Here is a 25,712-nt window from a genome sequence, read left to right on the forward strand (position 1 = left end):
ACAATTTCGGGTTGGTAGCGGCACGGTCTTTTGCGGCGGGCTCTAGTTTCCGGGCCTGAGTTCGGGAGCCATCAAGGCTTGAGATGAGCAGAGCCCGGCTCCGATGAGGCCTGGAAACCGTTCAAGACGGTTTTCGATTGGTGACCCGCACGAGAGTCGGATTTCCGCCTCAGTGCATTCGATCAAGAATGAAAAAAATCGTCTTTTATATACATCGCGATGATGGTATCCATCATACCTATGGTCGCTACCGCCAAATGCCTGAGAACACATAGCAGGAGAACTCCATTGCATTCTTCAGAAACTAGTTCGCCGACACTCGGCCCGAGCTTGATTTGGCGGAACTGGGTGAGCAATCAGGTTTGTCGGGTAAAGCATTTCGCGATGCCAAGTTCGGACGATGACGTCTGCTGTACGATCAAGGCAGCAGCCTTGAACAACCTGCGCGTCCGCGTCGTGGGTACGGGGCACTCTTATACGCCAATTGTCCCCACGGACGGCGTTCTGATCTCCGCGGAGCGCCTATCCGGGATCGAAAACATCGACCACGCCAACGGCAAGGTGACGCTTCGCGGCGGAACGCGGATTTGTGACGTCGGCTCTGAACTGCGCTCTGCAGGTTGGGCGTTGCCGAATCAGGGTGATATCGATCTGCAAACCATAAGCGGGGCCGTATCGACGGGTACGCATGGCAGCGGAGATAGTTTAAAATGCTTAGCAGGGCCGATAGTTGGAATGCGGATAGCGACTGGCGACGGATCGATCGTCAATGTCGATGCCTCACAAAACCCGGATGCCCTCAACGCTGCAAAAGTCTCCATCGGAATGTTCGGCGTGGTACTTTCCGTCACGATGAAGCTTGTTCCCGCCTTTGATCTTCATGACAAAATATGGCGTGAGGATTTCGAAGAATGCATGGATCACCTGGATCAGCTATGCCAAAAAAATAGGAGTCTCCGCGTTTTCTGGTGCCCGACCGAACACTCGGCCTCGTTATACAGCCTGCCCAACACGTTTGGCATGGGACGTACTCGCAGCAAATCCGATGTCTGCGAACTGAGGACGCTGAACGTCACGGCTCAATCGCCGGAGTCTGTCGAAGATCGGGTCGGCGAGAGAATAGGGCCGAGCTACCGGATATTTCCGGGTTCAATTCCGATGCCGAACCATAATGAATGCGAGTACGCGGTGCCCTACGGGGACGGTCCGTCGGTATTCCGCGAAATCCGGAAGCTCATAAAGACAAAGTATCCGTCGCAGATATTCCCGGTGGAGTATAGAACCGTAGCGGCTGACGCTATTTGGCTGAGTCCATACTTTGAGCGAAAGACTGCGATGATATCCGTGTCCGGCGCAGCAGGAGAGGACTACTGGGATTTCATCCGTGATTGCGAGACGATCTTTTCCTCAGCGAACGGTCGTCCGCACTGGGGCAAACTTCACAGTCTGGGGCGGCCGGAGATCGAAGGCTTGTACCCAAGGTACCGGGATTTTGTTTCCCAAAGGGCTCTCTTTGATCCCGACGGTCGTTTCCTTAACGACTACCTGCGCGAACGTTTCGGTTAAAAGCTTTTATCTATGGTGGCTTCTGCGGTTCGCTGCATAGCCGCCTGGAACTTGCTGCCATCTTTAGCGATCATGTTGGCGAGGATGTCGATAATCAAATATTGTCCAGCGACCCGGGAGAATGCTCCTCGCATGATGGGGGTGTCCGTCGAGGATGCTGCCAGCACAGCGTCCGCCTTGGCAGCGATTGGACTGCGTATGTGACATGTGATTGCTATGGTGAACGCGCCAGCAGCCTTGGCTGCCATGAGTGAGTTGATGGTATCCTTGCTCGAGCCAGATTCCGAAATTGCCAGTGCCACGTGCTTGGGTCCGAGATTCACCGCACTCATGACGGCGAGATGCGGGTCGTCCAGCACGCGCGACATCAGTCCAGATCTAATAAACAAGTAATGCGCATATCGGGCCACATTCGCAGAGCCGCCCAAACCGTAGAGATCGATACTTTTCGCTCGTATGATATGTTTTACCGCCAATTCGAGAGCGGCCTGGTTCAACAGGTCCTTTGTCTGACTGAGTGCCGTGACGGCCATGGACAGCGTATCGTCGATGATGTCACCGGACGGGCTGGCATGTCTGATTGTCTGGTTAGTTGAGAGTTCGATTCCCAATGCCAGTTTGAAACGCTGAAAGCTCGAAAATTTGATGTCTCTGCAGAACCGCAAAACGCTCGCTTCGCTCGATCCAGATCCGTCAGCGACCTCCGTGATGGTCTGGTGCACGACCTTCGCGGGATCCTTGAGGACGTACTCACTGATGCGAAGGAGTGCCGGACTGAGGCTCGGCTGAGACGATCGCAATCGCGCTAAAATGTTTTCCTGCATTAAAACGATTCCCTTGAGATCACGGGGCTCCAGCTCCTCTGGGTTTGATTTGACGCGGGCAGCGAGAGCAATAGGAACTTTTCAGCACATTGCCAAGCAGTGAACATAATTTTCGTTAGGGCTCTAGCGCCTGCCTCCCTTTTTGCAACTGACATCCGACATCCCTTCGTCGACGGCAAGATAACTCGAGATGATGAAAAAAACCATCTTTTGTGAATGAGAAAATAGTGATATTCCTCTAAAAATAGACTGGAACCGCGGCCGCTACATGCTAATGCGAACAGAGTGAAGAGATGGGTTCTATAACAATTGGTGTCGATATCGGTGGCACCAAAACGCATTTGAGGACTTGCCTGGACCAGGGTATGGCCCGCGACTTGGTCGTGCGAACCAGTGAATGGCGTTCTGGCGCCTATGACCACGATATCCCTGGACTTATCGCGCTAATTCGCAGATTTGCTGCTGGCGCCACGCCCAACAGCATCGCGATTGGCTCTCATGGATGCGATGATGAGGAAGAGTGCGCCGTCCTCCAACAGCCACTTTCCAATCATTTTGCCTGCCCCTTAAGGGTCGTCAATGATGCAGAACTTTTTCCCCTCGCCATGGGGCTTTCCAGCGGAATTGGTGTCGTCGCGGGCACTGGCTCAATCGCCGTCGCTCGGGACCAGAAAGGCAAGATGCATGTCGCAGGCGGTTGGGGCTGGGCAATCGGAGACGAAGGGAGCGCTCCAGGTTTAGTACGCGAGGCCGGCCGAGCAGTGCGATTGCATATTGACCTGGGAGGGGCGAGGTCAGAGCCGCTTGTCGAAGCGCTTTGTGAGGCATTCGGACTGAATAGCCCCACGAACATCGGCACCGCGATTGCGAAGGAAGGCAGCGCCTCGGCTCTGGGGCGATACGCACCCGTTATCTTCTACGCCGCCAATGAAGGTTCGTCCTTGGCTAAACGCGTTATTGACGAGGGCGCAGCGGCCCTGACTCAGTTGGTCCACCATCTGATGTTAGGCGGCGTGCACGACAAACATGTTGTGGTGGGCGGCGGGGTCATTCTTGCTCAACCCCTTTTAGCCAACGCATTTTCTCACGAAATTGCCAGCCGCTTCGGGGCCACCCTAGCCGTCACTTTCCTTAACAGGCCGCCGGTCTTGGGAGCCTGCGTCATGGCGCAGCAACTTCGCACGGGTGGCGCCAGCACCGAAGGTCCAATCATGCCTCAACACAAGGATGTTCAATGACTTACAGATCGGCGATCGCCCGTCAGCCTGATCAGTTTCGCCATGCGTTGGAAGTTGTCCGACCGCAGCTCCGGAAACTTGATCTTTCGCAATTCAAGAACGGAACTGTGGTCGTCACAGGCATAGGCGCGAGTTACGAAGCTGCGGCGGTGGTGACCGGCGAACTTCAGCGTCGCGGTAGGCGGGCAAATACCTGGCGCGCTGTCGATCTCGTTGAGCCTGGAGATCCTGGCGATGCCATTATCGTGCTTTCTGTCGGAGGAAGGAGCGTCGAGCCCATTGCTGCGCTTAACGTGCACAGTCAATTACCGTCCCTTGCAATCACGAATGAAGGCAATGACCCGCTATCGCGCGCCGCTTCAACGGCAATTCGGTATGAGTCCGGGCTGGATTCGCTGCCATCAAGTACCGGCTTCACAGGGTCGCTTTTGGCAGGCGGGCTGCTGGTTGATGCTCTTGGCGGTGGAGAGAGCTTTAATTGGAACGACATTCCCCAGATCGCAAGCGAGGTCCTGAAGACCTCGGCGAAGAAAATGGCTCGTGCTGGCGAAATTTTCCGTGACCAGCGAGCCATCGACTGCGTTGGCGCAATATCCGCCTTTGGTACAGCGGGCGAAGCTTGTTTGCTTATTCGTGAGGCTGTCAGGGTTCCGGCAGGCGCCAGCGACACGCTGCACTACTTGCATGGTCCGATGGAATCTATGGATGAGGCGACCGGGATATTGATATTCGGCGATGGTCGCGAAGTGCGGTTGGCGCAGGAGTTAGCCGAAATCGGCTGTGCAGTTCTTCTAGTAACCGCGAGCGAGTTGCCTCACGACCACAAAACCCTGACAGTTGTGAAAGTGCCTCCACTGCAGAACCGGGTTGCCCGGGCCATCGTAGACATTCTGCCCGCCCAGCTGCTGGCGGCCGAGCTGTCCGACGCGGCCGGACTTACGGATGTCCCGTTCCGTTATAGCCAAACGGACACAAAGGTTGCGATGGACGAAACGGAAACGCAGATCTGAGCTCGCACGTCCGGACATAACAACGTTCCGGACCTCCTTCCTAGCCGGACTTTTGACGCACTCGGTCCCATTCAGCTCGCCAATGCCAGCCAGACCAGGCTTTCAACATGGGCATAGACATCAAGGAGGAACGGACCCATGGCATATTCCCGGCGTAATGTGTCCTGGGCGCTGGTTACCCCCGCGATCGGGTTCCTATGCCTTGCGACGTTCGTCCCGATTGCGGCTGTCGTTGCGCTCTCATTCGTGGATTTCAACATCGCCTTCCCCGGAAAGACGACCTTCATCGGCATTTACAATTACACACGCTTCTTGTCCGACGGCCGATTTATCAACGCTGCTTTCGTGACTTTTGCCCTAGTCGTTATGCCCGTCGCGCTTCAACTCCTGTGTGGGTTGGCGCTGGCATTAGCTCTGAAGGAGAAGCTCATCGGTACACGGTGGATGCGAGCAGCTTCCCTGCTTCCCTCCGTAGTTCCGCCAGCGGTAGGCGGAATTGTGTGGAAATTGTTTGTCATTCCTGGTGTGGGCGGCCTGTCTTATTTCGCAAGCTTCTTCGGACACAATTTCGACGCCGACTTGCTGGGAGGCAAGGCCTCAGCGCTTGCTACCGTGATCATCGTGTCGGTTTGGTTTGGGGTTCCTATAGTTGCTTTGCTGCTTCTTTCCTCCCTGGATTCAATCCCCGACGAGATTTATGAGGCGGCCAGCCTCGACGGTGCAAGCTGGGCTCAGGCCCAACGGCATATCTCCATACCGCTTGTCTTACCTGCAATGGGAGCCGTTGCAGTATTTCAAGCCTTGGAGGTCCTCGGCATTTTCCCGGTGATTTTCGTGCTGACTGGAGGCGGGCCTGCAGGGGCGACTGAGCCACTTAACTTCTACGCTTTCCTGACCGCATTTACATATCTTGACCTCGATTATGCCGCCTCAATTCTCGTGGCGTTCACAGCCACAATCGTCGGCGCTTGCTTTTGGTTCGTTCGCCGAATCTCGGCTGGCCGAGTTGGCGGCTGATCTCATGCATCGAGACCTTGGACGATACATCTACGGATATGTCATCTGTGCTGCGTTCGCGCTATTCCTATTCTCTCCAATCCTGTGGACACTTTCGACATCTCTCAAAGAGCCGACAGAGATGTTTCAATGGCCGCCGGTGATCGTGGGAGAGCCGTCCATTCAGCACTATACCGCGATAGTCGCCGACAAGGACTTTTCTTCGGCGCTCATAAATTCAATTGTGGTCTCATGCAGCACCATTGTAGTGACCATGGCGCTTTCGGTCCCGGCGGCATTTGGCATCTCCCATCTGCAGAAGACTTCCATGCGCAGGCTGTTGACGTTGGTATTGGCGCTCCGGGCTGCGCCAGCGATGATTTACATCATCCCCTATTTTCTCTTTTTCCGCCAAGTAGATTTGGTCGACACAAAGATTGCGCTGATCATCGTCAACACCATGTTCGCTATCCCGCTCGCGATTTGGTATTTATCGTCGTTTTTTGACCAAGTTCCTCGTGAAATAGAAGAGGCCGCTATCATAGATGGCGCGTCAACACTGCAGGTGATGACACTTATCTCGATACCTATTGCCATGTCCGGCATCTTAGCAACAGCTATCTTAGTCTTTATCGGTTCTTGGAACGAGTTTCTTTTCGCGCTGACGCTAACACGCGATAACGCAAAAACTGCAGCCGTCGCAATACTGAATTTCATGCCGTTTGAGGGAACTGATTGGGGCAAAGCGGCAGCCGCCTGCGTGCTTATGCTGGTTCCGATCGTAGTTTTCGTGCCGTTCGTAAAAAAGTACGTCGCCGGCTCAACAACGACCGGTTCCGTGAAAGGGTGAAACGTTAGCTCAAGGAGAGAAGCAATGAGGTACATCGGAATTATTGCTGTTGCATTAGGTGTTGCCATCGGCGGGGGAGCATCGGCTCAGCAGCGGTACGACGGCGTAAAAATAAAGATCCTATCGACAAACTCAGCATACGATCTTGAGCTCAAAAAATTTGCGCACGAGTTCACAGAGAAGACCGGCGCTGAAGTGCAGTTTGATCTCTTCGGTTATGCGCCGACCGTTCAGAAGGTGTCGGTCGAGCTCTTGACACGTTCAAATAGCTACGACGTGGTCTACTTAGGGAGCGAGGAGTTCGGGCGATACGCATTTGGCGATATCCTGGAGCCGCTCGACAACTACGTCGACATGAAGAGTGCCGATGTACAGGATTTCATCGCTCCCGTGCTTCGCCTGTACAATAAGGACGGCAAACAACTGGCATTGCCGCATTTCGCGGCGACGCAGCTCGTTTACTATCGTCCCGACTTATTGGAGAAGGCCGGTATCAAACAGCCACCACAAACGTGGGAGGAATTCCGCGATGACTGCGAGCTGTTGAAAAAGGCTGATATTCAGTGCACCGCACTAAGAGGGCAACCCGACACCGGTGAGAATATCTGGTTTTGGGGCCAGGTCCTGTATGCTTTCGGCGGCAAATATTTCGCGCACGAACCGGCGGATCTGACGCCCACGGTCAATACACCCGCCGCTGTGGAGGCGCTGAAATGGTACACAGACGTGATGACCAGGTTCACCGTGCCTGGCAGCACCTCAGCAACGTTTGACGACGTCGTCATTGCGATGCAGCAGGGCCGCATTGCAATGACGGTGGAAGGCGCTCCAACTGCCGGCCGCATTCTCGACCCCAAGCTGTCGAAAGTCGTAGGTAAGCTTGGATTCGCTTTGCCGCCCGGCGGAGTAAGTGGGAGGTTCCCGCCATTTGCGGGACAGGCCTATGTCATCCCGGCGGCATCAGAAAACAAGGCAGCCGCAGCCGCATTCCTTCAGTGGGCGACAAGTAAAGATGTGATGAAACGCATTTCACTCGATAGCACCTTTGTCGCGATCACGAGATCGTCCCTGTGGAACGATCCGGAGATACTTGCCAAGCACGACTACAATTATGGCCACGGGTCGTTCGCGGCAACATATGCTGAAACTCTTCGGGTCGCGCCGGAGTGGTATTATCCTCGAATCCCTGAATTCAAGGAGATCGGCGACCGCCTCGGTCGAGCCCTGCAGGAGGCGGTTGTTGGCAGCAAAAGTGCCCAGGCCGCTTTGGATGATGCTCAGACTGAGGCCGTGGATATCTTAAAACGGGCTGGATATTTGAAGTAGTCTTCACGCACCCGGCCACCGGCGCGATTGACGCGCCGGTGGCGAACGAATTAGACCTCTATTGCGTTTGAGGATCAGAGTTGGGCAACTTTAATATTGTCTGGATTTGCAGTGATCAACAACGTTGGGACACGCTGCGGTGTCTCGGGTTCAAGGGCACGCAAACTCCCAATATCGACCGTCTGGCCGCGAGGGGTACAGCATTCGCTCGTGCGTATTGTCAAAGCCCGATCTGCACGCCGAGCCGAACGAGCTTTCTGACGGGGTTGTATCCGATTGCACACCAAGTGCATCAAAACGGCGCCGGCACGTTTCCTTCGCATCTCGTTTTGCTCCCAAAACTGATGGCGAATGCCGGATACTACCCGGGGCACATAGGGAAGCTGCACCTATCTGCCACTCGTGGCATGATAGAAAAGCGCCCCGACGATGGATTTGCCGAGTTCTACTGGAGCCCTGAGCCATTTCCGGAGTGGTCAGGCAACCATGACTATCATGCGTGGATGTGGTCAAAAGGGGTCGATCCCGTAGCCTACTTCAAACCGTATCTTGACCAACATTATGGCCCGGGACCGGCCGCAGAATATCGGCAGGCGCGTTGGGCAGGCGATCGGGCAGAGCGTTTCATCAAGATGCATTCTGGTCGTAATTGGTATTTAGGCATTAATATCGACGCACCTCATCCGCCTCTCAATCCCCCGCCTGACTACCTCAGGCGTTTCAACCCAAGTGATATGCCTGATCCTGTCTTCACGCCGATCGATCTCGAGCATCAGAAGAAATTTGAACGAGTCGATCAGCAGGCAAAATTCGCGGTGGATCCGTGGCAGGCCGCAGCAGCCGTCGGTCAGGCGCACAATGACGAGATCGCCGGGCCTACGCATGAAGCGCCACCCACGAACTTCGACATTTGGGAGATGAGAGCGGCATATCATGCGGAGGTGGCTCAAGTCGACGATCTAGTCGGCCGGGTACTGGACGCTTTGACGGAAACCGGCCAGCTGGATCGCACCATCATTGTCTTCATGAGCGATCATGGTGACATGATGGGTGACCACGGCCTGCTCTACAAAGGCTGCCGTTTCTATGAGGGTCTGGTGCATGTCCCGCTTATGATTTCCGTGCCCGGCAGCTCAGCCCAAGGCTCGGTGTCGAATGCACTCGTCGAGTTGGTTGATATTGCACCCACATTGCTCTCGTTGTCGGGTCTTGAGATCCCCAGCGCTATGCAGGGGCTGTCACTCGACCAGATGCTGCTTGGCAACACCTCATTGGAATACCACAAGCCGTACGTGGTCAGCGAGTATCACAATTCTCTCCGATTCCACGGGAGCCGGGGGTCACGCGCATCAATGTACTATGATGGACGCTACAAGCTAAATGTATATCATGATGTTGGAATAGGAGAGTTGTTCGATCATCAAGAAGACCCCAATGAGCACTATGATCTCTGGGATAGCGCCCATCAGAGGGGCTTGAAATGCGACCTTTTAGGGCGCAGCTTTTCCGCTATGATGCTCAGAAGTGGATCCGGCCCGAACAGAATTGAGGACTACTAGTCTTCCCAGATCGGGCGAGCACTGGCTAGTCCTGTTCTCCCAATCTCGAAGTCGGCCCCTGGTCGCGCGCGCTTCGGAAGCCAATCGTCGGACGGGTCGATGGCATCTGGCTCTCTTTTCTGCGGCTTCATAAGGTATGGGTATCATGACGATGAGCATTAACTCACCCGCCGCGACAGCGGCAGAGCGCGAGAGCATCTTATCTGGCTTGCAGGAAGACATCGATCATCTGCCGAATGCGCTCGCTCGGATCGCCAAATACATCCTGGAAAATCCTGAGAAAGTGTTGCACCACTCGGTCGGGGAACTAGGCGAATTCGCGGGTAGTGGGGAAGCCAGCATTTTGAGGCTTTGCCGCCAGATCGGCTTTTCCGGCTTTCGCGATTTCAAGCTGGCGCTGGCGGCAGAGATTGGCCGCCCCAGGCCTCCATCCACCGCCGCGCAGCAGCCCAACGCCGCCCTGCAAACCTTGCACGACACGATGGCTCGGAATCTAGGGATCGCACACAGCAATGCCGATCTCGAGGCCCTCGAGAAGCTCGCAGAAGTGATTGCGGCGAGCAGAAGGATAGATCTTTACGGAGCAGGAATGTCGGGCGTGACGGGAGAACTGCTCGCCTATCGGCTCTTGCGAGTTGGGCTTACGGCGCTGGCGTTCAGAAACTCAAACATGGCTCACGAAGTGGCCAACGGACTCAGTCCCGGATGCGTGGCGATCGGCCTTTCGATCTCCGGCCTGACAATTGATACCGTTCAGTTCCTCAAGGGCGCCCGCTCCGCGGGGGCACTGACCGTCGCCATCACCAACCGCGCCCGTAGCCCGCTCGGCAAGTCAGCGGACTTCATCTTGCAGGCCTCCGGCCTTGACGACCATCCGATCGGCGGCACGCTGACCCCGATGATCGGCAAGATCTTCGTGATCGAAAGCCTGATGCTGGCACTGGGAAAGGCGATGGAGAAATCGGTTGCGAAATGAAATTAAACTCCGTATGTCATGAAAATGAAATAAAGCTCCATTAAGCCCTGTCGCCAACCGAAAGGGAACTCGGAATGGCTGCGTTGGATCTCCACATTGACAATGTCGGCAAGCGGTATGGCGCGACTGATGTGCTTCGCGGCGTCTGTCTAAGGATTGCTGCCGGGGAATTTGTGACACTGCTCGGGCCCTCCGGCTGCGGCAAGTCCACGCTTCTTCGCATAATAGCAGGGCTGGAGCGGGCGGATCAGGGCCACGTGCGTGCAGGGGGCAGGGCGCTGGATACCGTGGCGCCGAAGGACCGCGACCTGGCCTTCGTGTTCCAGAGCTACGCCCTTTATCCGCATCTAAGTGTGTACGACAACATCGCAGCCCCGCTGGTCATGCGCGAGCTGACCAGCTTGGAACGGCTTCCGGTGATTGGCGGCCTGCTGCCAGGGGCCGGCCAACGCAATCGCTCGATCGAGGAGCGGGTCCGTCAAACATCGGCGCTGCTCAAGCTCGATGCGCTGCTCGACCGCCGGCCGGCGGAGCTTTCGGGTGGACAGCGCCAGCGCGTGGCTTTGGGACGCGCTATGGTGCGCAAGCCGAAGATCTTCCTGATGGATGAACCCTTGGCAAATCTGGACGCAGCGTTGCGCATTCATACGCGTGGCGAAATCGCGCGGCTCCACAAGGAAATGCAAACGACGACTATCTTCGTTACCCATGACCAGGCCGAGGCGGCAGCACTTTCCGACCGTGTCGCCGTCATTTTTGGCGGCGAGCTGCGCCAAGTTGCAGCCCCTGCCGATCTTTATCGCGAACCCGTCGATCTCGATGTTGCCCGGTTCCTGGCCCAGCCATTCCTGAACGAGGTCGAGGTGGCCGCCCCTGTCGGCGGCGCGCTCATCATCGACAGCAGTAGGATCATCATTCGCGATGCGCTCGGATCCGGACAGGCCGGAACGCTGGCCTTTCGGCCGGAGCATGCATCCCTCGTCGACAGGGACCGACCGGGCGCCCTGCCGGTTTGCGTCACGCGCATCGAGCATGCAGGGATGGACGCTCACGTCTTTGTCCATGCCGGGGCAGGCGCTGAGTTCGTCGCCCGGATTTCGGCCGAGCGAGCACAATCACTGCGTGGCGGCGACAACTTGGGACTGACCATCGACTCGGAAAAGGCATGGTTCTTTCCTTGGGACGGCTCGCGCCAGAGTCGCGATCACAGCAGGGTAGCCTGATATGGCCGTGGTCGACGACAATCCGATCGGTCGCTTGGCTCAGAACATTTCAGGCGGCTACCGCCCTGCTCGCGCCCAGGCACAAGCCGGAATGATCCTGGCCACACCCGCGACGCTGCTGCTTGCCGCTCTTGTCATCGCTCCCACCGTTCTAGTTTTCTTTCTGTCTTTTACAGATGCTTCGCTTGGTTTGGCCGGTGTCCGGTTCATCGGGCTTGCGAACTATACGCGCATGCTGACGGACCCAGGCTTTGCTCAGAGTCTGCGCAACACCGCGCTCTATGTGGTTGTGGTCGTGCCGACATCAATCGCGTGGGGCCTGCTGGTTGCTCTCTTGATCGCTCGGTCACGATTTGCCATCGTCTATCGCACCGCCTACTTCCTACCGGTGGCCGCGACCCTGGTCGCTCTCGCAACCGCGTGGGAAGCGATCCTGCATCCAAGTCTCGGCTTCGCCAACTCATTGCTGCAGCTTTTGGGCGCATCGCCGGTCAGCTTCCTGTCCGATCCCTCGACGGCCATGTATGCGCTCTCGGCGATCGGCGTCTGGCAGCTGGTCGGCTTCAACATGATACTTTTCGCGGCCGGTCTTTCAACCATTCCGGAGGAGCTCTACGAAGCCGCGGCGATCGACGGAGCGGACACGGGGCTGAAGCGCTTCCTGCTGGTGACTTGGCCGATGCTGGCGCCGGTGACGCTGTTCGTCACCGTAATGACAATCATCCGCGCCTTTTCGGTCTTCGAAACGGTTGCAGTCCTCACACAGGGCGGCCCGATGAAGTCCACCTCCGTCATTCTCTACACATTCTATGAAGAGGGCTTCCGCTTTTTCCGGGTGGGGTATGCGTCAGCGATCTCCGTGTCTTTCTTCGTCTTCGTGACTTTCCTGTCGCTCGTCCAGATGCACGTCTCCGAGCGCCGGGCGCGCTGGAAAGCAAGTGGAGGTCGATGATGATGATCCTGGCGCAATCTTCCGCATCCCGCATTGCCTTGCATGCCGTGCTTGTGACCGGCGCGATCATAATGGTCTTCCCTTTTGTGTGGATGATCCTTGCCTCTATGACTCCACAGAGCGAGATTTTCGACGGCAGCCTGCTGCCAACCCCGACCCTTAACGGCGCGATTGACAATTACAGCACCGCGCTTTCGGCAATTCCGCTTCTTCGGTTCATGGGAAATGGCTTTGTCGTGTGCCTGACAATTCTTGTGTTGCAGGTCGCGATCGCCATCCCGTGTGGCTATGCGCTGGCCAAGCTATCCTTCCCCGGCCGCCCAATTCTGCTTGCGGCCGTCCTTCTCGGTCTTCTAGTGCCGGTGCAGATACCAACGATCCCGATCTACATAGCGCTGGCGAAATCCGGGCTGCTCGACAGCTATGCCGCGCTGGTTCTGCCCTGGATCATTTCGGTATTTGCCATCTTCCTGTTCCGGCAGTTCTTCGTGACTTTTCCCGACGAGGTGCTCGACGCGGCGCGGCTGGACGGTTTCAGCGAGCTCTCGATCGCCCGGCGGATCATGCTGCCTGCAGCATGGCCGGCCGTCGCTTCCTTCTCGATCTTCTCTGTCGTGGCCCATTGGAACGATCTCTATTGGCCACTGGTGGTGATCACCACTCCCGACATGATGACGCCTTCCCTTGGAATTGCCTATTTCCGGCAGGCGGGCGAAGGCGCCGGTAATGTCGGTGCGCTTATGGCCGGGGGCGTTCTCGTGACCGCGCCCTTAGTCGCTCTTTTCCTTCTCATGCAGAAACACTTCATCCGGGGCCTGGTGCTTGGCCGACACTAGCTCCGTTTCCAAACCTCGTCTCGAACCTCAGGAGAGCAATGTGAAAACCCTTGCAATGATCCTCGCCGCCGGCATCACTGCCGCGCTGGCAGCCATGCCGGCGCAAGCCGACACAAAACTCGATGTCTATTACGCCTGGCCCGAACACGAAGTAATCCATAAGCCGATTGCCGATCGCTTCATGAAGGACCACCCGGACATCAAGATCAACTTCCGCGTCGCCGCGCCGAGTTATGATGAGGCTGTCCAAACGTTGATCCGCCAGAGCATGGCGGGCGAGTTGCCGGACGTCCACTACGTCGGCTTCAATGTGTTGCGTCCGCTCGTGGCGCGTGGGCTCGTGAAGCCCATCGACGATCTCGCTGCCGCGGATCACCTAGCCGAGAAAGGCTACACGGATCAGGTCCTTTCTCTCGCAACAATCGACGGCCATCTCTACGGTCTTCCGTTCGCCATGTCGACGCCGGTTGTTTACTACAATGCCGATCTCGTGAAGAAGGCGGGTGGCGATCCTGACAAGATCCCAGGCGACTGGGATAGCTTCGTCGAACTTGCCGGCAAAATTGGAGCGCTCGGCAATGGAACGTCCGGCATGTATTACCAACTTGGCTCGGACGACTGGACCACGCAGAACCTGGTGCGCAGCTTCGGCGGACGGATGATGAACGACAAGCAAAGCGACATCGCTTTTGACGGTCCTGCCGGCCAGGCCGCAGTCAAGCTGTTCAAGAGATTCCATACCGCTGGTGCTCAGCCGACGATCGACTCGCGCGCTGCCCAGCAGCTCTTCACTTCCGGCAAACTTGGTTTCTTATTCGCCTCTGCCGGCAGTGTGAGTGGCTTTGAAGCTGATGTTGGAGGCCGGTTCAAGCTCCGCACCGCCAAGCAGCCGCTAGGCGTTGAAGATGCGACGATGCCGACGGGCGGCATGGTCGCAGTAATCCTCACCGACGATCCCGCCAAGCGCGCCGCCGCCTGGGAGTACGTCAAGTTCGCGACTGGTCCTGAAGGCCAGAGCATTGTCGTACCTAATACCGGATATATGCCGACGAACACGCTTGCCCTCGACAAGGATCATCTCGGCGCGTTCTACGACAAGCATCCGAATTGGTACACCAGCGTGCTCCAGACGCCCCGCGCCCGCCCGTGGTTCTCTTGGCCCGGTGACAACGGTGTTCAGATTGGCGAGGTCCTACGCGACGAAATGACGGCCATCGCGCTTGGATCCAAGGAACCGGAGGCCGCCCTCGCAGACATGGCGTCCCAGGTTCGCGCACTCCTGCCGAAAACCAACTGATCGTCTCGTCCGGGACGCTGCACGCCGTGCGGCGTCTCTCCCTTTTTCGCGGATTTACCAATGAAACTGATCCACTTGACTGATCTCCACCTTGTGCCGGCCGGCGCTATGCTCTTTGGCTTCGATCCGGCCGAGCGAATGCGCAAGACCATCGAGCGCATCAACCGCGATCACGCCGATGCCGAGCTTTGCGTGGTGACCGGCGACCTCACCGACGAGGGAGACTTCGCTTCCTACGAACTGTTACGCGAATTGCTTCAGGAGATGCGCGTACCCATCCGGCTTCTGCTCGGCAACCACGACAGTCGTCAAAACTTCTTACGCGCTTTCCCCGGCGAGCCGCGCGATAGGAACGGTTTTGTCCAGTCAGTCCATGACACCTCGGTCGGGCGCCTCATCTTCCTCGACACCCTGGTGGAGGGTCTTGGGCATGGCGCGCTGAACGAGGGACGACTGGAATGGCTGTTAGAGCGGCTCACCGAGAGGCCGCAGGCGCCGGCGTACCTCTTCGCCCATCATCCGCTACAGCCGATCGGCCTGCCGCACTTTGAGCCTTGGAATACGGAGAACTGGCGCCAGACTATGCGGGCGATGGTGGGGGCCGGCAATGTGCGGCACGTCTTCCATGGTCATGTGCACGTCGATGTCAGCGGCACCTGGAGCGGCATTCCGTTCAGCGCAAGCCGTGGGGTTGCACATCAGATCATACCACACTTAGCGCGCAGGGATGCGGATTTTGTCGAGGACGCCCCGGCTTTCGACGTCGCACTGATCGACGATGATAGCGTCCTTGTGCACCGTTTCGAAGTCAACGACCGACATGTGGTTGAGGTCTCCGTTGCGGGCCCGGTTCCGAAGGACGTGCAATGAAACAACAGAACCCTTATGAACTGGTCATCTTCGATTGCGACGGCGTTCTGATCGACAGCGAGACGCTGGCAAGTCGCATTGATGCCGAGGAACTTACCCGCATCGGCTATCCCACGTCGTATTCTGATGTGGTTCTGCGCTTTACCGGCCTGTCCTCAGCCACCATGCGGAAGATGATCGAAGAAGACTGGGGCCGCCCTCTCCCCAGCGACTTCGACACCATCGTGCAATCCCGGATCAAGGAAAGCTACCGGACGGAACTGCAAGCCATCAGCGGTATTGACCGGCTCCTGCATCAGTTGTCGTTACCTCGCTGCGTCGCCTCAAGCAGCGCCCCCGACAAGCTGCGACTGGGGCTTGAACTGACGGAGCTTTGGCCGCACTTGCATCCGTACGTGTTCAGCTCCGTCATGGTAAAGGCGGGCAAGCCTGCACCGGACCTGTTCCTGTTCGCTGCGGCTCAAATGGACACTGAGCCGGCGCGCTGCGTCGTGGTGGAGGACAGCATTGCCGGCGTCGGAGCCGGTGTGGCCGCTGGGATGACGGTGATCGGTTTCACAGCGGGCGGCCACTGTTTCGAGGACCACGGTCAACGATTGCTCTCAGCCGGCGCTGCTGTCGTCGCGCGATCAGCTGAAGAACTTGGCGTATTGCTGATGACGAGCGAGGTTCAGCCGCGTTCAAAGATCGCAGAAGGGACCCGGTAGTAGCATGTGCTGCAACGCCTTCGTGGCTAGGGAACACACTCGGCCTCCACGAACGTCCACCTTTCGACGCTCATTGCACCCCGGAACGGCTAATAAGCGCGACAGGATGAGGCTGGACCATATCTATTATTCCCGAGCAATGTTTTTGACGCGCCATGTGAGCATCGCGGCAACGCAGATCTGAAGGTTAGCGTAGGGGAGGGGAGGAAATATCCAGATCCCCGTTCGCCACCGCCGGACAAGCCTGGTAAGTAAGAATGAGCGAGGCGGCCACGAGCGGCACATCCCAAACGAGCAGCCAGCGGTCTCGAATGCGGGCATACCGGTGTAGTGCGTCGCCGCGATGCCGCCTACCAGGAGCGCACCACCCATGTGGACGCGTGGCGAGATGTCGATCGTGAGACCCCAGGGATCGCGACCAGCAACGACATGAACTCGAAGCGATCTTATAGCCGCTCCCTAACGTGGGCCAGGAGGCCGACATTAGCAAATGCCTCGCCCAAATGCCAAAGCCGGTGGCGACCACTGCGACTAGAGCGAAATGAATTGAGGCTGAATCGGCGGGAGATTCCCTTAGACGCGCAAATCTGATTCAACCTTCTTGCTGGGCAAGGAGGTCAGCATGGATGGGCAAACCTTACTCGATGGATCTTCGCGAACGGGTTGTTGCATCGGTTGAGCAGGACGGGCTGTCACGACGGCAAGCCTCGGCGCGCTATGAGGTTGGTATCAGCACCGTGGTCAGATGGGTGAGCCGGTTCGCGAGACGAACAGTCTTGCGCCGGGCAAAATGGGTGGGCACAGGCCGAAGAAGATTGCTGGCCCGCATCGGGACTGGCTGCTGGTGCGCTGCCGAGCCGCCGATTTTACGCTGCGTGGACTGGTGGCCGAATTTGGCGAGCGCGGCTTGAAGGTCGATTACCGCTCGGTGTGGGAGTTCGTCCACGCCGACAAGCTCAGTCACAAAGGCGCAAAGCTGCCAAGCGAACGGTCGAGGCCGTCTGCGATGCCATTGGACATATCCCCGGCACCGGCACTTCAACCGAATGCAGAACTTACTTCATCGAGGCCGGCTATGCGCCAACCTAAATTCATCCCGGCTAGCCAAAACCGTCGCACTGCGGTCGGCGTCTGACGCCGATGAACGCCTTTCAATTAATCCTGTTGGAGTGATGCGACGCCTCAACATTCTTAAGCCAGCCAGGGTCCAAAGCCTTTCGTGCGTGTCCTTGTGTTGCTCGCGCCGACCGGCGGCACTGAGCTATCAAGCCAGGCTTCCATGCCCGCCGCCCATCCGGGTCCACGCCGCAGAGAGTATGCGCAGTCGCGTCGTTTAGTCGAGGCTCGTAAAGGGTGAGCGACGCGATCGAGCCGCAGCGTAGGTGCGCGGTGATCGTTCCGGCAATCGTCGATAAAGATCATCAATTAGCCGGGCCAGCAGCAACAGGCCACCATGGTTCTCCCAAGGAAAGGGGTTTCCATTTTCGTCGGCCATTTCCAGATCAAAATCCGAATCGCTCGTTGAGTCTTGACCCACCGAGCGCGGTAAACCGCGCCTCAATCTCCGGACTCCAGCAAGCCTCCCACGAAGTTCGCCTGCCGGAGAAGGTAAAGGTCTGCTCTCCAATAAGTTGGTTCAAGATCAGCTCCGGCTTCTGCGGTGACTGGATCTCGCAAAACTCAGCAATTTTGCGAATGGTCTCGAGCTGAACTTCGTGCCCTTGGTCACCTATGATCTGCTCATAGGTCAATCCAAGAACATCCTCCTCATCTGCCCACGGCACCAACGGGTGACAGCGTTCGTTGAAAATGAAAGGCGCAATCTCATCAAAGTACTTCAGCATTTTCTCGGGCCCGTTCGGCTCATGGCGCCACTTGATCTCAGCCCTCCCAGGCGGGCACCAGTCGCTGTTCCCGACATATCGCATCTGCGACACAATTGCCGCACGCATTTCACGCGAAAGGAAGATGACTTTGAAATCCGCCAAACAATGGCGAATGCCCATGTCGCACGGCAGATGCCCATAGCCAAACTGACCGGGCTGAATAAAGCGAGATGATATCTCGATCGGTATCCACAGGATGTTTTCAGAATGAGTGAACCGAGCTCTCTCGACATCCACAAAGCGGAAGTCTCCCAGATATTCTTTATTAAAGAACACATCGGACTGTTCAAGCCCGAGCATGGTTAGCAGACGGGCATATAGGTGGGTGCCCGCCTTCGGAATGGAACAAATCATAACCCGCGCGCTTGTGGCGCCGCCCGTCGGCTTAATTGACCAAGCTTCATTTGAGCAGGGGTAAAGCGGAAAATTTTGACCCGCGATAACGCGCAGCTCTTCTGGAAGCGGGTGGACCATTGCGTATCTTCTCACTTTTGCAAGGTGTTAAGCAATCAAGGTAGCAAATGCGGACTGTGGATACATTCGGAGACTGCCAGCTTGGCCCCAGGCAGTCGCGCCCTGTTGTCGCCGCCCATGAGTGACGGAATTATTGAGAGCGTCGGCCATGTGCGACGATTCTGGCCAGCTCGCTGCGCTGGTATTCCGATAACTGAGAGCGAAGGAGATCGGCACGCCGTTGGCTCGCCCCGCTTGGCGATCGTCGCTGAGAGACAATCATACGTCATGTCAAAACTCAGAGTCGCCCGAAGACGCCTACGAAAGCTGCCGATGAGCTAATTACCGACGACACTTCCGCGTTCACTAGGGATCTAGCCGGCTTTTCATTGTCCTGCCTCTGTCTTGGATCGGACCGTGAACTTCTTTCCAGGAGAAAGCAAGCAATCGGTGAATCTTGCCCGCCGAGTAGATGCTATGGGGGGAGCGGCGAGGGTGTGGCATCCTTCGCTGTTTCAACCACCATCAGAAGGAGGCGTCCCATGTCGCAATCTTTTGACACGAGCCGCTCCCTTACCGCTCTTGAACAGGATAACACGATCATCGCCGTCATCGAAATGAGCAAGGCGAAGTGGCTCGTCGCCGCGCTTATTCCAGGTCTCAAGCGCCAGCCCCTCAAGAAGATCGATGCCGTCGCGCCAGCACTGTTGAAGCTACTGCAGCGCTGGCGCGACGAAGCCGGCCGGGCTGGGCACACGGTCCAGCGGATCGCCGTCGCCTACGAGGCGGCCGGCGACGGCTTCTGGCTGGCGCGCTGGTTGCGGGCGCACGGCATCGAGGCCTATGCCATCCATCCCTCAAGCGTTCCGGTGTGCGCGAGCACCAGCGCGCCAAGACCGATCGTCTCGACACCGAGCTTTTGATGCGCGCTTTTCTCGGCTGGCTGCGTGGCGAGAAGCGCCATTGCTCCATGGCGGCAATCCCGACACTCGAAGAGGAGGACGCGCGGCGGCCGAACCGCGAGCGGGGGACCCTGGTCGGCGAGCAGACGCGGCTCATCAACCGCATCAAGGCGATCCTCGCCCGCTTCGGCGTCCGCAGCTTCCGGCTGAGCCTGCGCCAGGCGGCGGACAGGCTGGAGAGCATCCGAACGGCGGAGGGAACGCCGCTGCCGGACAACACCCGCGCCGAGCTCTACCGCTTCCTTGAGCGGCTCAACCTCGTGCGTGCGCAGATCCGCGCCATCGAACAGGAGCGCCTGCGCCGGCTGGCGGCGGCTCCGGCTGCGGCGAACGGCCCGCACGCGATGATTCGCCTGCTCGCGCGGATCATCGGCGTCGGCGTCGAGACCGCCGACATGCTGGTCAACGAGATGCTGTCGCGCAAGCTGCGCGACCGCCGCGCCGTGGCGCGCTACGCCGGCCTCACGGGGTCGCCGGACGAGAGCGGCAATACCCCTCGGGTCGGTTGAATACCCAGAAAATCAACGGCCCTCTCCACCAGTCGAGCCCAAAGTGCTGACTTCGCCGAGAGTACCAACTTTGAGACAGAGCCAGTCAAGGTGGCACGAGTTTTGAGCTGCCCGGGTACAAAGCAAGGGAAGCTGCCGAATAGCTTCCTGTGGTGCGAAACGCAACGGATGAAATGAAGGAAAGCAGACAGCATGTCAGATCTGATACGGATCCTTGTGAGGATAATTCTCACCACACAAACGCCGGTCACGAGTTTGAAGCCGCCTTTCTGAACTCAACGTGCCGAGGGTGTCACGGCACCCGGTTTTCCTCTCAGGGGCGAACTCTCAGCTCTTGAGCGTTCCGCCGTGGGCCGAGCCTCCGCTCGGACGCGTAAAAGCGATCGAAAGGTGGGTTGGTTCGGCTCTGCATTCGCGAGTGGCCGATGGCCGACACCACGATGAGGTTGGCGTCTGGAGGACTATATGAACAAGCATGGAAGCTTAGTCTCGGAAGCAAATGCAACGCGCATTCACCAGAACGACACTTCTCTCGCCCTCTTCGGAGGGATTCCTACAGTGCCGGCCGGGCGAGTTGTCCCTTGGCCAGCCGCCAAACGCAAGCATCTGAAGGCGCTCGCCAGTGTTGTCAAAAGCGGCAAATATCATCGAGTTAATCACCCTATTGTCACTGAGCTCGAAAAGCGCCTAGCGGAGTGGTCGGGCAACTGGTCTGTGCGCGCTGTTGGAAGCGGCACAGCCGCTATTCACGTGGCCCTCGACTACTACCGGAATCGAGGCCGCCGAGCTGTCACCTCGGCTTTGAACTGGCCAGGAGCCGTCGGCCCCATCGCGATCAGCGGACTCGAGCCGGTGTTTGTCGATGTAGAGCCAAACCTTGCGGGAGTTGATCAGAAGATGGCGGCCGCTCTCATCGAGCCCGGCGACGCGGTGGTGCTCATAACTCATCTGTTCGGAAATAACATTTTGGTTCCGGATCTTAGGCTGGCTGCGCGAGCGAGTGACGTGGCCATTATTGACGATGTTTGTCAATCGATTGGCGTTGCGAAAAACATTGTCAATGGATCTTACTTAGAGACCGACGCACTTGCTCTTTCAGGAAATGGGGCCAAACACCTCGGAGCGGGTGAGCTTGGGTTTGTTCTGACAAGGGACCCTGCTCTGATTCACCATGTCGATAAGGTTTCGCTGACAAGCTCGTCGCGATGTGGAGCTAGAATTTTCTCCCCGAGTTCGAAAGGCTACAATTACCGACCCAACGTATTCTCTGCTGCTATAGCCAATCACAGGCTCAAGCGCCTAGACCGGCAGCTCAAAAAGAGGCGAAGCAACGCAATGTTCCTCTGGCAGGAAATTGGCCATCTCTCAGGGCTTCTGCCTCTTTTCGATCCAGCAGTTGATCAACAATCAATGCTTAGTCTCCCGCTGCGTCTTGAGCCGGAAAAGCTCGGTTTTCTAGCTGGCCCTTCGGCCAGGGATTTCATCGTTAAGCTCCTTCAAGCCGAGGGAGTTCCGGTCATGGTTTGGCTAACGAAGCCCGTTTTTGACTATCTCCCGGATGTCAGCAAAAGATGGTCAAGGACCGATTTCCCAAACACGATGATGCTACTGAACACTATGTTTTGCGTGTCGGAGATCGCTCCGCCAAACGGCGCAGAAGTGATGAAATTGTACGCAGCCGCATTTCAAAAGGTCTGGGCAGCGCTTCCAAATCTAACCTCAAAATTCCCTTAGATCGTGTGTTTGGCCAGAGGGCAGGAGGGCGAGACGATGGACAGCTTAATAAAGGGCTTTCTGCCATATGGCTTTTCAATTGTTGTGAAATTCGGCGGGAGCATCATGCGTGATCTTGCGGTGTGTAAGCTTGCACTGGCTGAACTTGAGCGTCTCGCCGGTGACGGCCATCGAATACTACTTGTTCCGGGCGGCGGCATCCCAGACAAAGCAATTGAAATGATTGATGCGGCCAAGCCATTGGAGTCGTCTACGGCGCATCATGCGTGTGCGCTAGCACAGGACCAAACGGGGTATTTGCTTGCGGACGCCGCCTTCTCTTCCAAGCTTGTTCCATCGGCCAGCCTAGGTGAGTGCCGAACTCTCGCGAGAGTCGGAAAGATTCCAGTCCTGCTACCTTCCCGTTTGCTGTTTGCAGCTGATCCAGTGGAATGGAGTTGGGATGTTACATCCGACGCCGTTGCCGCGTGGGTCGCTTGGCTCACCGGAGCACCACGGCTGGTGATTTTGACAGATGTTGATGGCGTGTATCGTGGTGGAGCAACCGAAGATCCCGCTGCACTTATAGAGCAGATCGCTGCTCAAGATCTTGTCCTTCTCGGCCACACGTCGGTTGACGCGTGCGCGGTCCAGTTCATGGCACAGAAACGCCTCCCCGGCGTGGTGATTAACGCTCGTCATTCTTCTCGTCTCTCCGATTGGCTCGAAGGGAAGCGCGTTAAAGCGACCAATATCACCGTCGGAAGCAGGAAAGCCTATATCGGAACCGAGGATCTGGGGGGGGCGGCATGATGCCCTCCACGGCACTAGTAGTTTATGGCCCAGAAGTCGCTCGCTCCGGAATCACGTGGCTGCTCGACGAGTTTATTCGCAGGCGAACCGGCTTGGAACTCGCGGAGCGATTCTTTTCAACCCACAATCGTAGATCGATCGATGCGTTTTATACCCTGACACATTCCACCGGCGGGAACCATTGGCCATTGGTGCTGGACTTGTTCGACATGCGTCCGGTTTGCGCCACAATCTGGAGCGGACCTAATGCGCTGCACCTATCGCAAGGACTAAAGGGTAATACACAGCCGGCCCATGCTAGAAGCGGCACCGTACGTAGTCTCTTTTTTTGCGACAATCCCGTGACGAACCTCCTCCATGTGAGCGACAGTCCAGAAGTAATGCAGGCCGAGCTGACAATACTTCGGCGCCAATTCTTGGGCAACGAAGTAGCCGCTTGGAATTCCCTCGATACCGGCCAAATCGCCCATTCATCTTTCCAGATGTTGTTACACGTTCTTGGCGACAGGGGATCTGTGCCGATGCCGGACAATGGGGGTGATGGTAGCGCCTTTGCTCACGCGAGATCAAGTTACGGCAAAGCACTCCTACTCGCATCAAAGAGGGGCCTGACAACGGCCGTCCACCGGTACCTTCAGGGGGATCGAGCCGGTCTAGAAGGTATTGTTCAGCATGCGTCTGTCCGCTCATCTTGGGATCGCCTCGTTCTTGAGGCCGGTCTGTTTTCAATGCCTCTTTGGCATTCCCTGCTGAAGCGAACCGTCGATGCCGTCGAGCCGGAATCAGGTAGCGACGACTACCGTATCCATCTGGGGGAGCACATATGAGCGAACTCGATAGTATCAGGACAATGCTTCGGACAAGCCAACAAGGCAACTTTCCGCGCCATTTGCAGGAATTCGGGCTTGATCTGATCGTACTGGAAGGGGTTTTTCCTCCTGAGAGTTTCGAGGGTTGGCGTTGGATCAGCGAGAATTTCCCCCCATTCGCCGGGAAGACCATATTGGAAATCGGCTGCGGCTTCGGTCTTCCCGGCCTTCTGTTGGCAAAAAGTGGTGCGCGGTCGTTAGTAGCTTGCGACATCAACCAGAGGGCGGTCGCGAACACATTGGAGAATGCGAAAAGAAACGGCATCAAGAACGTGGAAGCTATCGAAAGCGATTTATTCACAAACATCCCCCGTCGCAGGAGATTCGACATTGTATTTTGGAATTACCCGTCGAACTTCGCTGCAGAAGACTACAAGTATGTGGATGACATCGAATGTGGCGCGATTGATCCAGGGTATAATTTGCTCAAGCGCTTTTTGTCGGAAGGCCCAAATTTCCTTACAAAAACAGGTCGTATCGTTCTAGGATTCGGGACTAATGCCCGTGACGATCTCCTTGAACACATTGCGGCTTCGAATGATCTCACAACTGTGATGCTGCGGTCCGGAACCTATCCCCACGTGAAGGTAGTTTACAGGCTGTTCTCAATATCCAAGAAGGATATAAGGATATGATTTCCGACCTGATGCACACTGGATTTGTCGCTATTTCGCCCAATCGGTGCAAAGATAGTTGGGTGGCCGGCAGCAGCGTCCTTTCGCAATTCATCCATCGTGTGCCGAGTGATGTTGACATTCATCATGTCAATTTGGACGCATTTACGGAAGCTGTGGACAAGGATACAAGGGCTCTGGCGTACGCCGGGTTCTCCATCGCTTCACAGCGACCTGCCGGCGCGGAGTTGGAGATCGTGTTTTTGAGGTCGAACGGGACCTTGGCGCTGAATTGGGTTCTCGAAGAGGAACGACCGAGGGCGTTAGTTGATGATCCGCTTCTTGGGACACGGGCGAGCTTCGCGGACGTCATCGCGCGAAAGATTGAGATGTACTTGGAGGACCATCATTCGAAGCATCGGGATGATCTGCTTGCACTCCTGGATCATTCCGCCTTAATGGCTCCCGAAATCAGCCGGGACAAATTGGTTGCTATGATTTCCGCGCTAATCCAGGGCTCGCAGGACACGGGTCAAATCCAATCTTCTTGCCCGCACAGATGGATATCTGACCACATTTGGCCAGTCGCGGAACGATCTTTCATAGACTAGACTAAGACTATACATGTGAACCTAAAGGTCGGCACATGAGGTCTGCTCGGCCGCTCTGACAGATCTCCTGACGGACGAGAGAACTTCGTCCACGGCTTGATCCGATAGCGGAACCTTCATCCATCATGTCGCTCACCGAACCATTCATTGGCTTTCCGGCTTTCCGCAAGCTTCCGGCTTCGCCAGATTGGGGCGCTCCCTTTTTCGTCGCCTCTTCCCCTTACGCGTGATCATATCTGCCGTTGACAAGAGCAGGGTGTTGCCGCCTGTTCGGCTCAGTCGGCGAACAATTCCCTGTAACCTGCGGTCGCCATCCAGTTCGCTCTCTCGAGATTGCTTCGCGCGGCTTTCCGCGCGCGCTCCGGTTCTTCCACCGGATCGATGCCGAGGATGATCTGAGCCATCTCCTCATAGCTGGCGTTGTCGGCAGATGCATCGACAAACCTTAGATAGGTCCTGAAGTGCTCCCTATCGTAGGTGGTCAGGCTGTCGGACCAAGGGACTTCCTCTTTAAGGCCTGGTTCAACGTCTGGGTATTTCACCATCACATCGGGCTCCGGAAGTAAGAATCGGAAGTCGAGAATTTCCTTCGACACGCGGGCTAAAGCGGAGAGGAAACATCGTCTCCAACACGAGGTCCCGATTAAGGTCCGCAAGCCCCCGCTCGAGGCGATGTGCGCATCTGCGGGGCAAATCAGGCCCAGGTTAGAAAGGAATCGCAAAAGGCTCAATACCATGCGGCTGCACATCTGTTTTCGACGACTGCTCGGACAGGGCTTCGTAAAGAACCTCCAACAGGATGAGAAGCGTAGTCGGTCCTGCGCAACCGCTCCCGCGAACTCGGAATCAGCTCAAAATCGTCTTTTGATCCGCGTCATGACGACGGGGCTTGACCAATCCCCGCTGCTTGACTCGCCGACCCATAGTGCAGATTGCCTGCGTGTTTCGGCAATTCCCGGACACAGCCCTGGAGTGTACCCCACCCCTGTCCGGCTTTTGCGAAATGCGCAGATTGCCGGCAATCGAAAAGGCCCGACAGCAGTTGACACCCT

24 protein-coding genes and 1 pseudogene are annotated in these 25,712 nt (G+C 56.9%); 22 read left to right on the forward strand and 3 right to left on the reverse strand.

Translation table 11 applies throughout. From position 1 onward, the window contains the following. Window positions 1–348: 348 nt before the first annotated feature. The gene (locus tag NKI25_RS26730; RefSeq protein ID WP_352642647.1) at window positions 349–1,566 is read left to right on the forward strand and encodes a D-arabinono-1,4-lactone oxidase; all 1,218 of its coding nucleotides are present in this window, start codon (window positions 349–351) and stop codon (window positions 1,564–1,566) included. On the opposite strand, the gene NKI25_RS26735 is transcribed toward NKI25_RS26730, so the two are convergent. Then, complete coding sequence (locus NKI25_RS26735) at window positions 1,563–2,390, reverse strand: MurR/RpiR family transcriptional regulator (protein WP_352642649.1); 828 nt, start codon at window positions 2,388–2,390, stop codon at window positions 1,563–1,565. The two genes, NKI25_RS26730 and NKI25_RS26735, sit on opposite strands and share 4 nt — an antisense overlap. A gap of 365 nt (window positions 2,391–2,755) precedes the next feature. Here NKI25_RS26735 and NKI25_RS26740 point away from each other — a divergent pair, with 365 nt between their 5' ends. The 14 genes and pseudogenes from NKI25_RS26740 to NKI25_RS26805 all read left to right on the forward strand — a co-directional run. Beyond that, the gene (locus NKI25_RS26740; protein WP_352798488.1) at window positions 2,756–3,628 is read left to right on the forward strand and encodes an N-acetylglucosamine kinase; all 873 of its coding nucleotides are present in this window, start codon (window positions 2,756–2,758) and stop codon (window positions 3,626–3,628) included. Beyond that, window positions 3,625–4,638, forward strand: coding sequence for an SIS domain-containing protein (locus NKI25_RS26745; protein ID WP_352827773.1), 1,014 nt, complete (start codon window positions 3,625–3,627; stop codon window positions 4,636–4,638). The genes NKI25_RS26740 and NKI25_RS26745 overlap by 4 nt, the downstream gene beginning before the upstream one ends. Before the next feature lie 138 nt (window positions 4,639–4,776). After that, complete coding sequence (locus NKI25_RS26750) at window positions 4,777–5,655, forward strand: carbohydrate ABC transporter permease (RefSeq protein WP_352999868.1); 879 nt, start codon at window positions 4,777–4,779, stop codon at window positions 5,653–5,655. Window positions 5,656–5,776: 121 nt separating this feature from the next. Continuing rightward, window positions 5,777–6,484: a carbohydrate ABC transporter permease gene (locus tag NKI25_RS26755; RefSeq protein ID WP_352827774.1), complete on the forward strand. Its 708-nt coding sequence runs from the start codon at window positions 5,777–5,779 to the stop codon at window positions 6,482–6,484. Window positions 6,485–6,508: 24 nt separating this feature from the next. Then, the gene (locus NKI25_RS26760) at window positions 6,509–7,810 is read left to right on the forward strand and encodes an ABC transporter substrate-binding protein (protein ID WP_352827777.1); all 1,302 of its coding nucleotides are present in this window, start codon (window positions 6,509–6,511) and stop codon (window positions 7,808–7,810) included. A gap of 80 nt (window positions 7,811–7,890) precedes the next feature. Beyond that, window positions 7,891–9,369: a sulfatase family protein gene (locus NKI25_RS26765; RefSeq protein WP_352999870.1), complete on the forward strand. Its 1,479-nt coding sequence runs from the start codon at window positions 7,891–7,893 to the stop codon at window positions 9,367–9,369. 145 nt (window positions 9,370–9,514) lie between these two features. Further along, window positions 9,515–10,345: a MurR/RpiR family transcriptional regulator gene (locus tag NKI25_RS26770; protein WP_352530973.1), complete on the forward strand. Its 831-nt coding sequence runs from the start codon at window positions 9,515–9,517 to the stop codon at window positions 10,343–10,345. A gap of 74 nt (window positions 10,346–10,419) precedes the next feature. Continuing rightward, entirely contained in the window at window positions 10,420–11,568 is a 1,149-nt protein-coding gene (locus tag NKI25_RS26775) for an ABC transporter ATP-binding protein (RefSeq protein ID WP_352827781.1), read from the forward strand. Window position 11,569: 1 nt separating this feature from the next. After that, a complete protein-coding gene (locus NKI25_RS26780) occupies window positions 11,570–12,520 on the forward strand; it encodes a carbohydrate ABC transporter permease (RefSeq protein ID WP_352530969.1) in 951 nt (316 codons plus the stop codon). Between the two features lie 2 nt (window positions 12,521–12,522). Continuing rightward, window positions 12,523–13,356 carry a carbohydrate ABC transporter permease gene (locus NKI25_RS26785; RefSeq protein WP_352827785.1) on the forward strand — a complete coding sequence of 278 codons (834 nt, stop codon included), beginning with the start codon at window positions 12,523–12,525 and terminating at the stop codon, window positions 13,354–13,356. A gap of 40 nt (window positions 13,357–13,396) precedes the next feature. Then, window positions 13,397–14,653, forward strand: coding sequence for an ABC transporter substrate-binding protein (locus NKI25_RS26790; RefSeq protein WP_352530967.1), 1,257 nt, complete (start codon window positions 13,397–13,399; stop codon window positions 14,651–14,653). A gap of 60 nt (window positions 14,654–14,713) precedes the next feature. Then, window positions 14,714–15,523 carry a phosphodiesterase gene (locus tag NKI25_RS26795; protein WP_352625356.1) on the forward strand — a complete coding sequence of 270 codons (810 nt, stop codon included), beginning with the start codon at window positions 14,714–14,716 and terminating at the stop codon, window positions 15,521–15,523. Continuing rightward, window positions 15,520–16,230: an HAD-IA family hydrolase gene (locus NKI25_RS26800; RefSeq protein ID WP_352530963.1), complete on the forward strand. Its 711-nt coding sequence runs from the start codon at window positions 15,520–15,522 to the stop codon at window positions 16,228–16,230. Before NKI25_RS26795 ends, NKI25_RS26800 begins: the two co-directional genes overlap by 4 nt. Before the next feature lie 626 nt (window positions 16,231–16,856). Beyond that, a pseudogene (locus NKI25_RS26805) lies at window positions 16,857–17,230 on the forward strand (IS630 transposase-related protein); the annotation flags it as partial. 502 nt (window positions 17,231–17,732) lie between these two features. Here NKI25_RS26805 and NKI25_RS26810 read toward each other — a convergent pair. Further along, window positions 17,733–18,590, reverse strand: a complete 858-nt coding sequence (locus NKI25_RS26810) for a sulfotransferase domain-containing protein (RefSeq protein ID WP_352529071.1) — start codon at window positions 18,588–18,590, stop codon at window positions 17,733–17,735. Window positions 18,591–19,111: 521 nt separating this feature from the next. On the opposite strand from NKI25_RS26810, the gene NKI25_RS26815 reads away from it, so the two are divergent. From NKI25_RS26815 to NKI25_RS26845, 7 genes are all read left to right on the forward strand, one after another. Beyond that, a complete protein-coding gene (locus tag NKI25_RS26815; RefSeq protein WP_352529069.1) occupies window positions 19,112–19,492 on the forward strand; it encodes a hypothetical protein in 381 nt (126 codons plus the stop codon). Beyond that, window positions 19,441–20,040 carry a transposase gene (locus NKI25_RS26820; RefSeq protein ID WP_352529067.1) on the forward strand — a complete coding sequence of 200 codons (600 nt, stop codon included), beginning with the start codon at window positions 19,441–19,443 and terminating at the stop codon, window positions 20,038–20,040. The genes NKI25_RS26815 and NKI25_RS26820 overlap by 52 nt, the downstream gene beginning before the upstream one ends. A 465-nt stretch (window positions 20,041–20,505) precedes the next feature. Next, window positions 20,506–21,774, forward strand: a complete 1,269-nt coding sequence (locus tag NKI25_RS26825; RefSeq protein ID WP_352529065.1) for a DegT/DnrJ/EryC1/StrS family aminotransferase — start codon at window positions 20,506–20,508, stop codon at window positions 21,772–21,774. A gap of 36 nt (window positions 21,775–21,810) precedes the next feature. Further along, window positions 21,811–22,566, forward strand: a complete 756-nt coding sequence (locus tag NKI25_RS26830; RefSeq protein WP_352529063.1) for an amino acid kinase family protein — start codon at window positions 21,811–21,813, stop codon at window positions 22,564–22,566. Beyond that, entirely contained in the window at window positions 22,563–23,393 is an 831-nt protein-coding gene (locus NKI25_RS26835; protein ID WP_352999875.1) for a nucleoside-diphosphate kinase, read from the forward strand. Before NKI25_RS26830 ends, NKI25_RS26835 begins: the two co-directional genes overlap by 4 nt. Then, window positions 23,390–24,070: a methyltransferase gene (locus NKI25_RS26840; RefSeq protein ID WP_352529059.1), complete on the forward strand. Its 681-nt coding sequence runs from the start codon at window positions 23,390–23,392 to the stop codon at window positions 24,068–24,070. Before NKI25_RS26835 ends, NKI25_RS26840 begins: the two co-directional genes overlap by 4 nt. Further along, window positions 24,067–24,660, forward strand: a complete 594-nt coding sequence (locus tag NKI25_RS26845) for a hypothetical protein (protein WP_352788744.1) — start codon at window positions 24,067–24,069, stop codon at window positions 24,658–24,660. Before NKI25_RS26840 ends, NKI25_RS26845 begins: the two co-directional genes overlap by 4 nt. 275 nt (window positions 24,661–24,935) lie before the next feature. Here the strand turns inward: NKI25_RS26845 and NKI25_RS26850 are convergent, their stop codons facing one another. After that, window positions 24,936–25,205 carry a DNA -binding domain-containing protein gene (locus NKI25_RS26850; protein ID WP_352579573.1) on the reverse strand — a complete coding sequence of 90 codons (270 nt, stop codon included), beginning with the start codon at window positions 25,203–25,205 and terminating at the stop codon, window positions 24,936–24,938. Window positions 25,206–25,712: the final 507 nt, after the last annotated feature.

Origin of the sequence: Mesorhizobium sp. M0808, assembly GCF_040320025.1 — a bacterium.
In the GTDB taxonomy this organism is placed as follows: domain Bacteria; phylum Pseudomonadota; class Alphaproteobacteria; order Rhizobiales; family Rhizobiaceae; genus Mesorhizobium.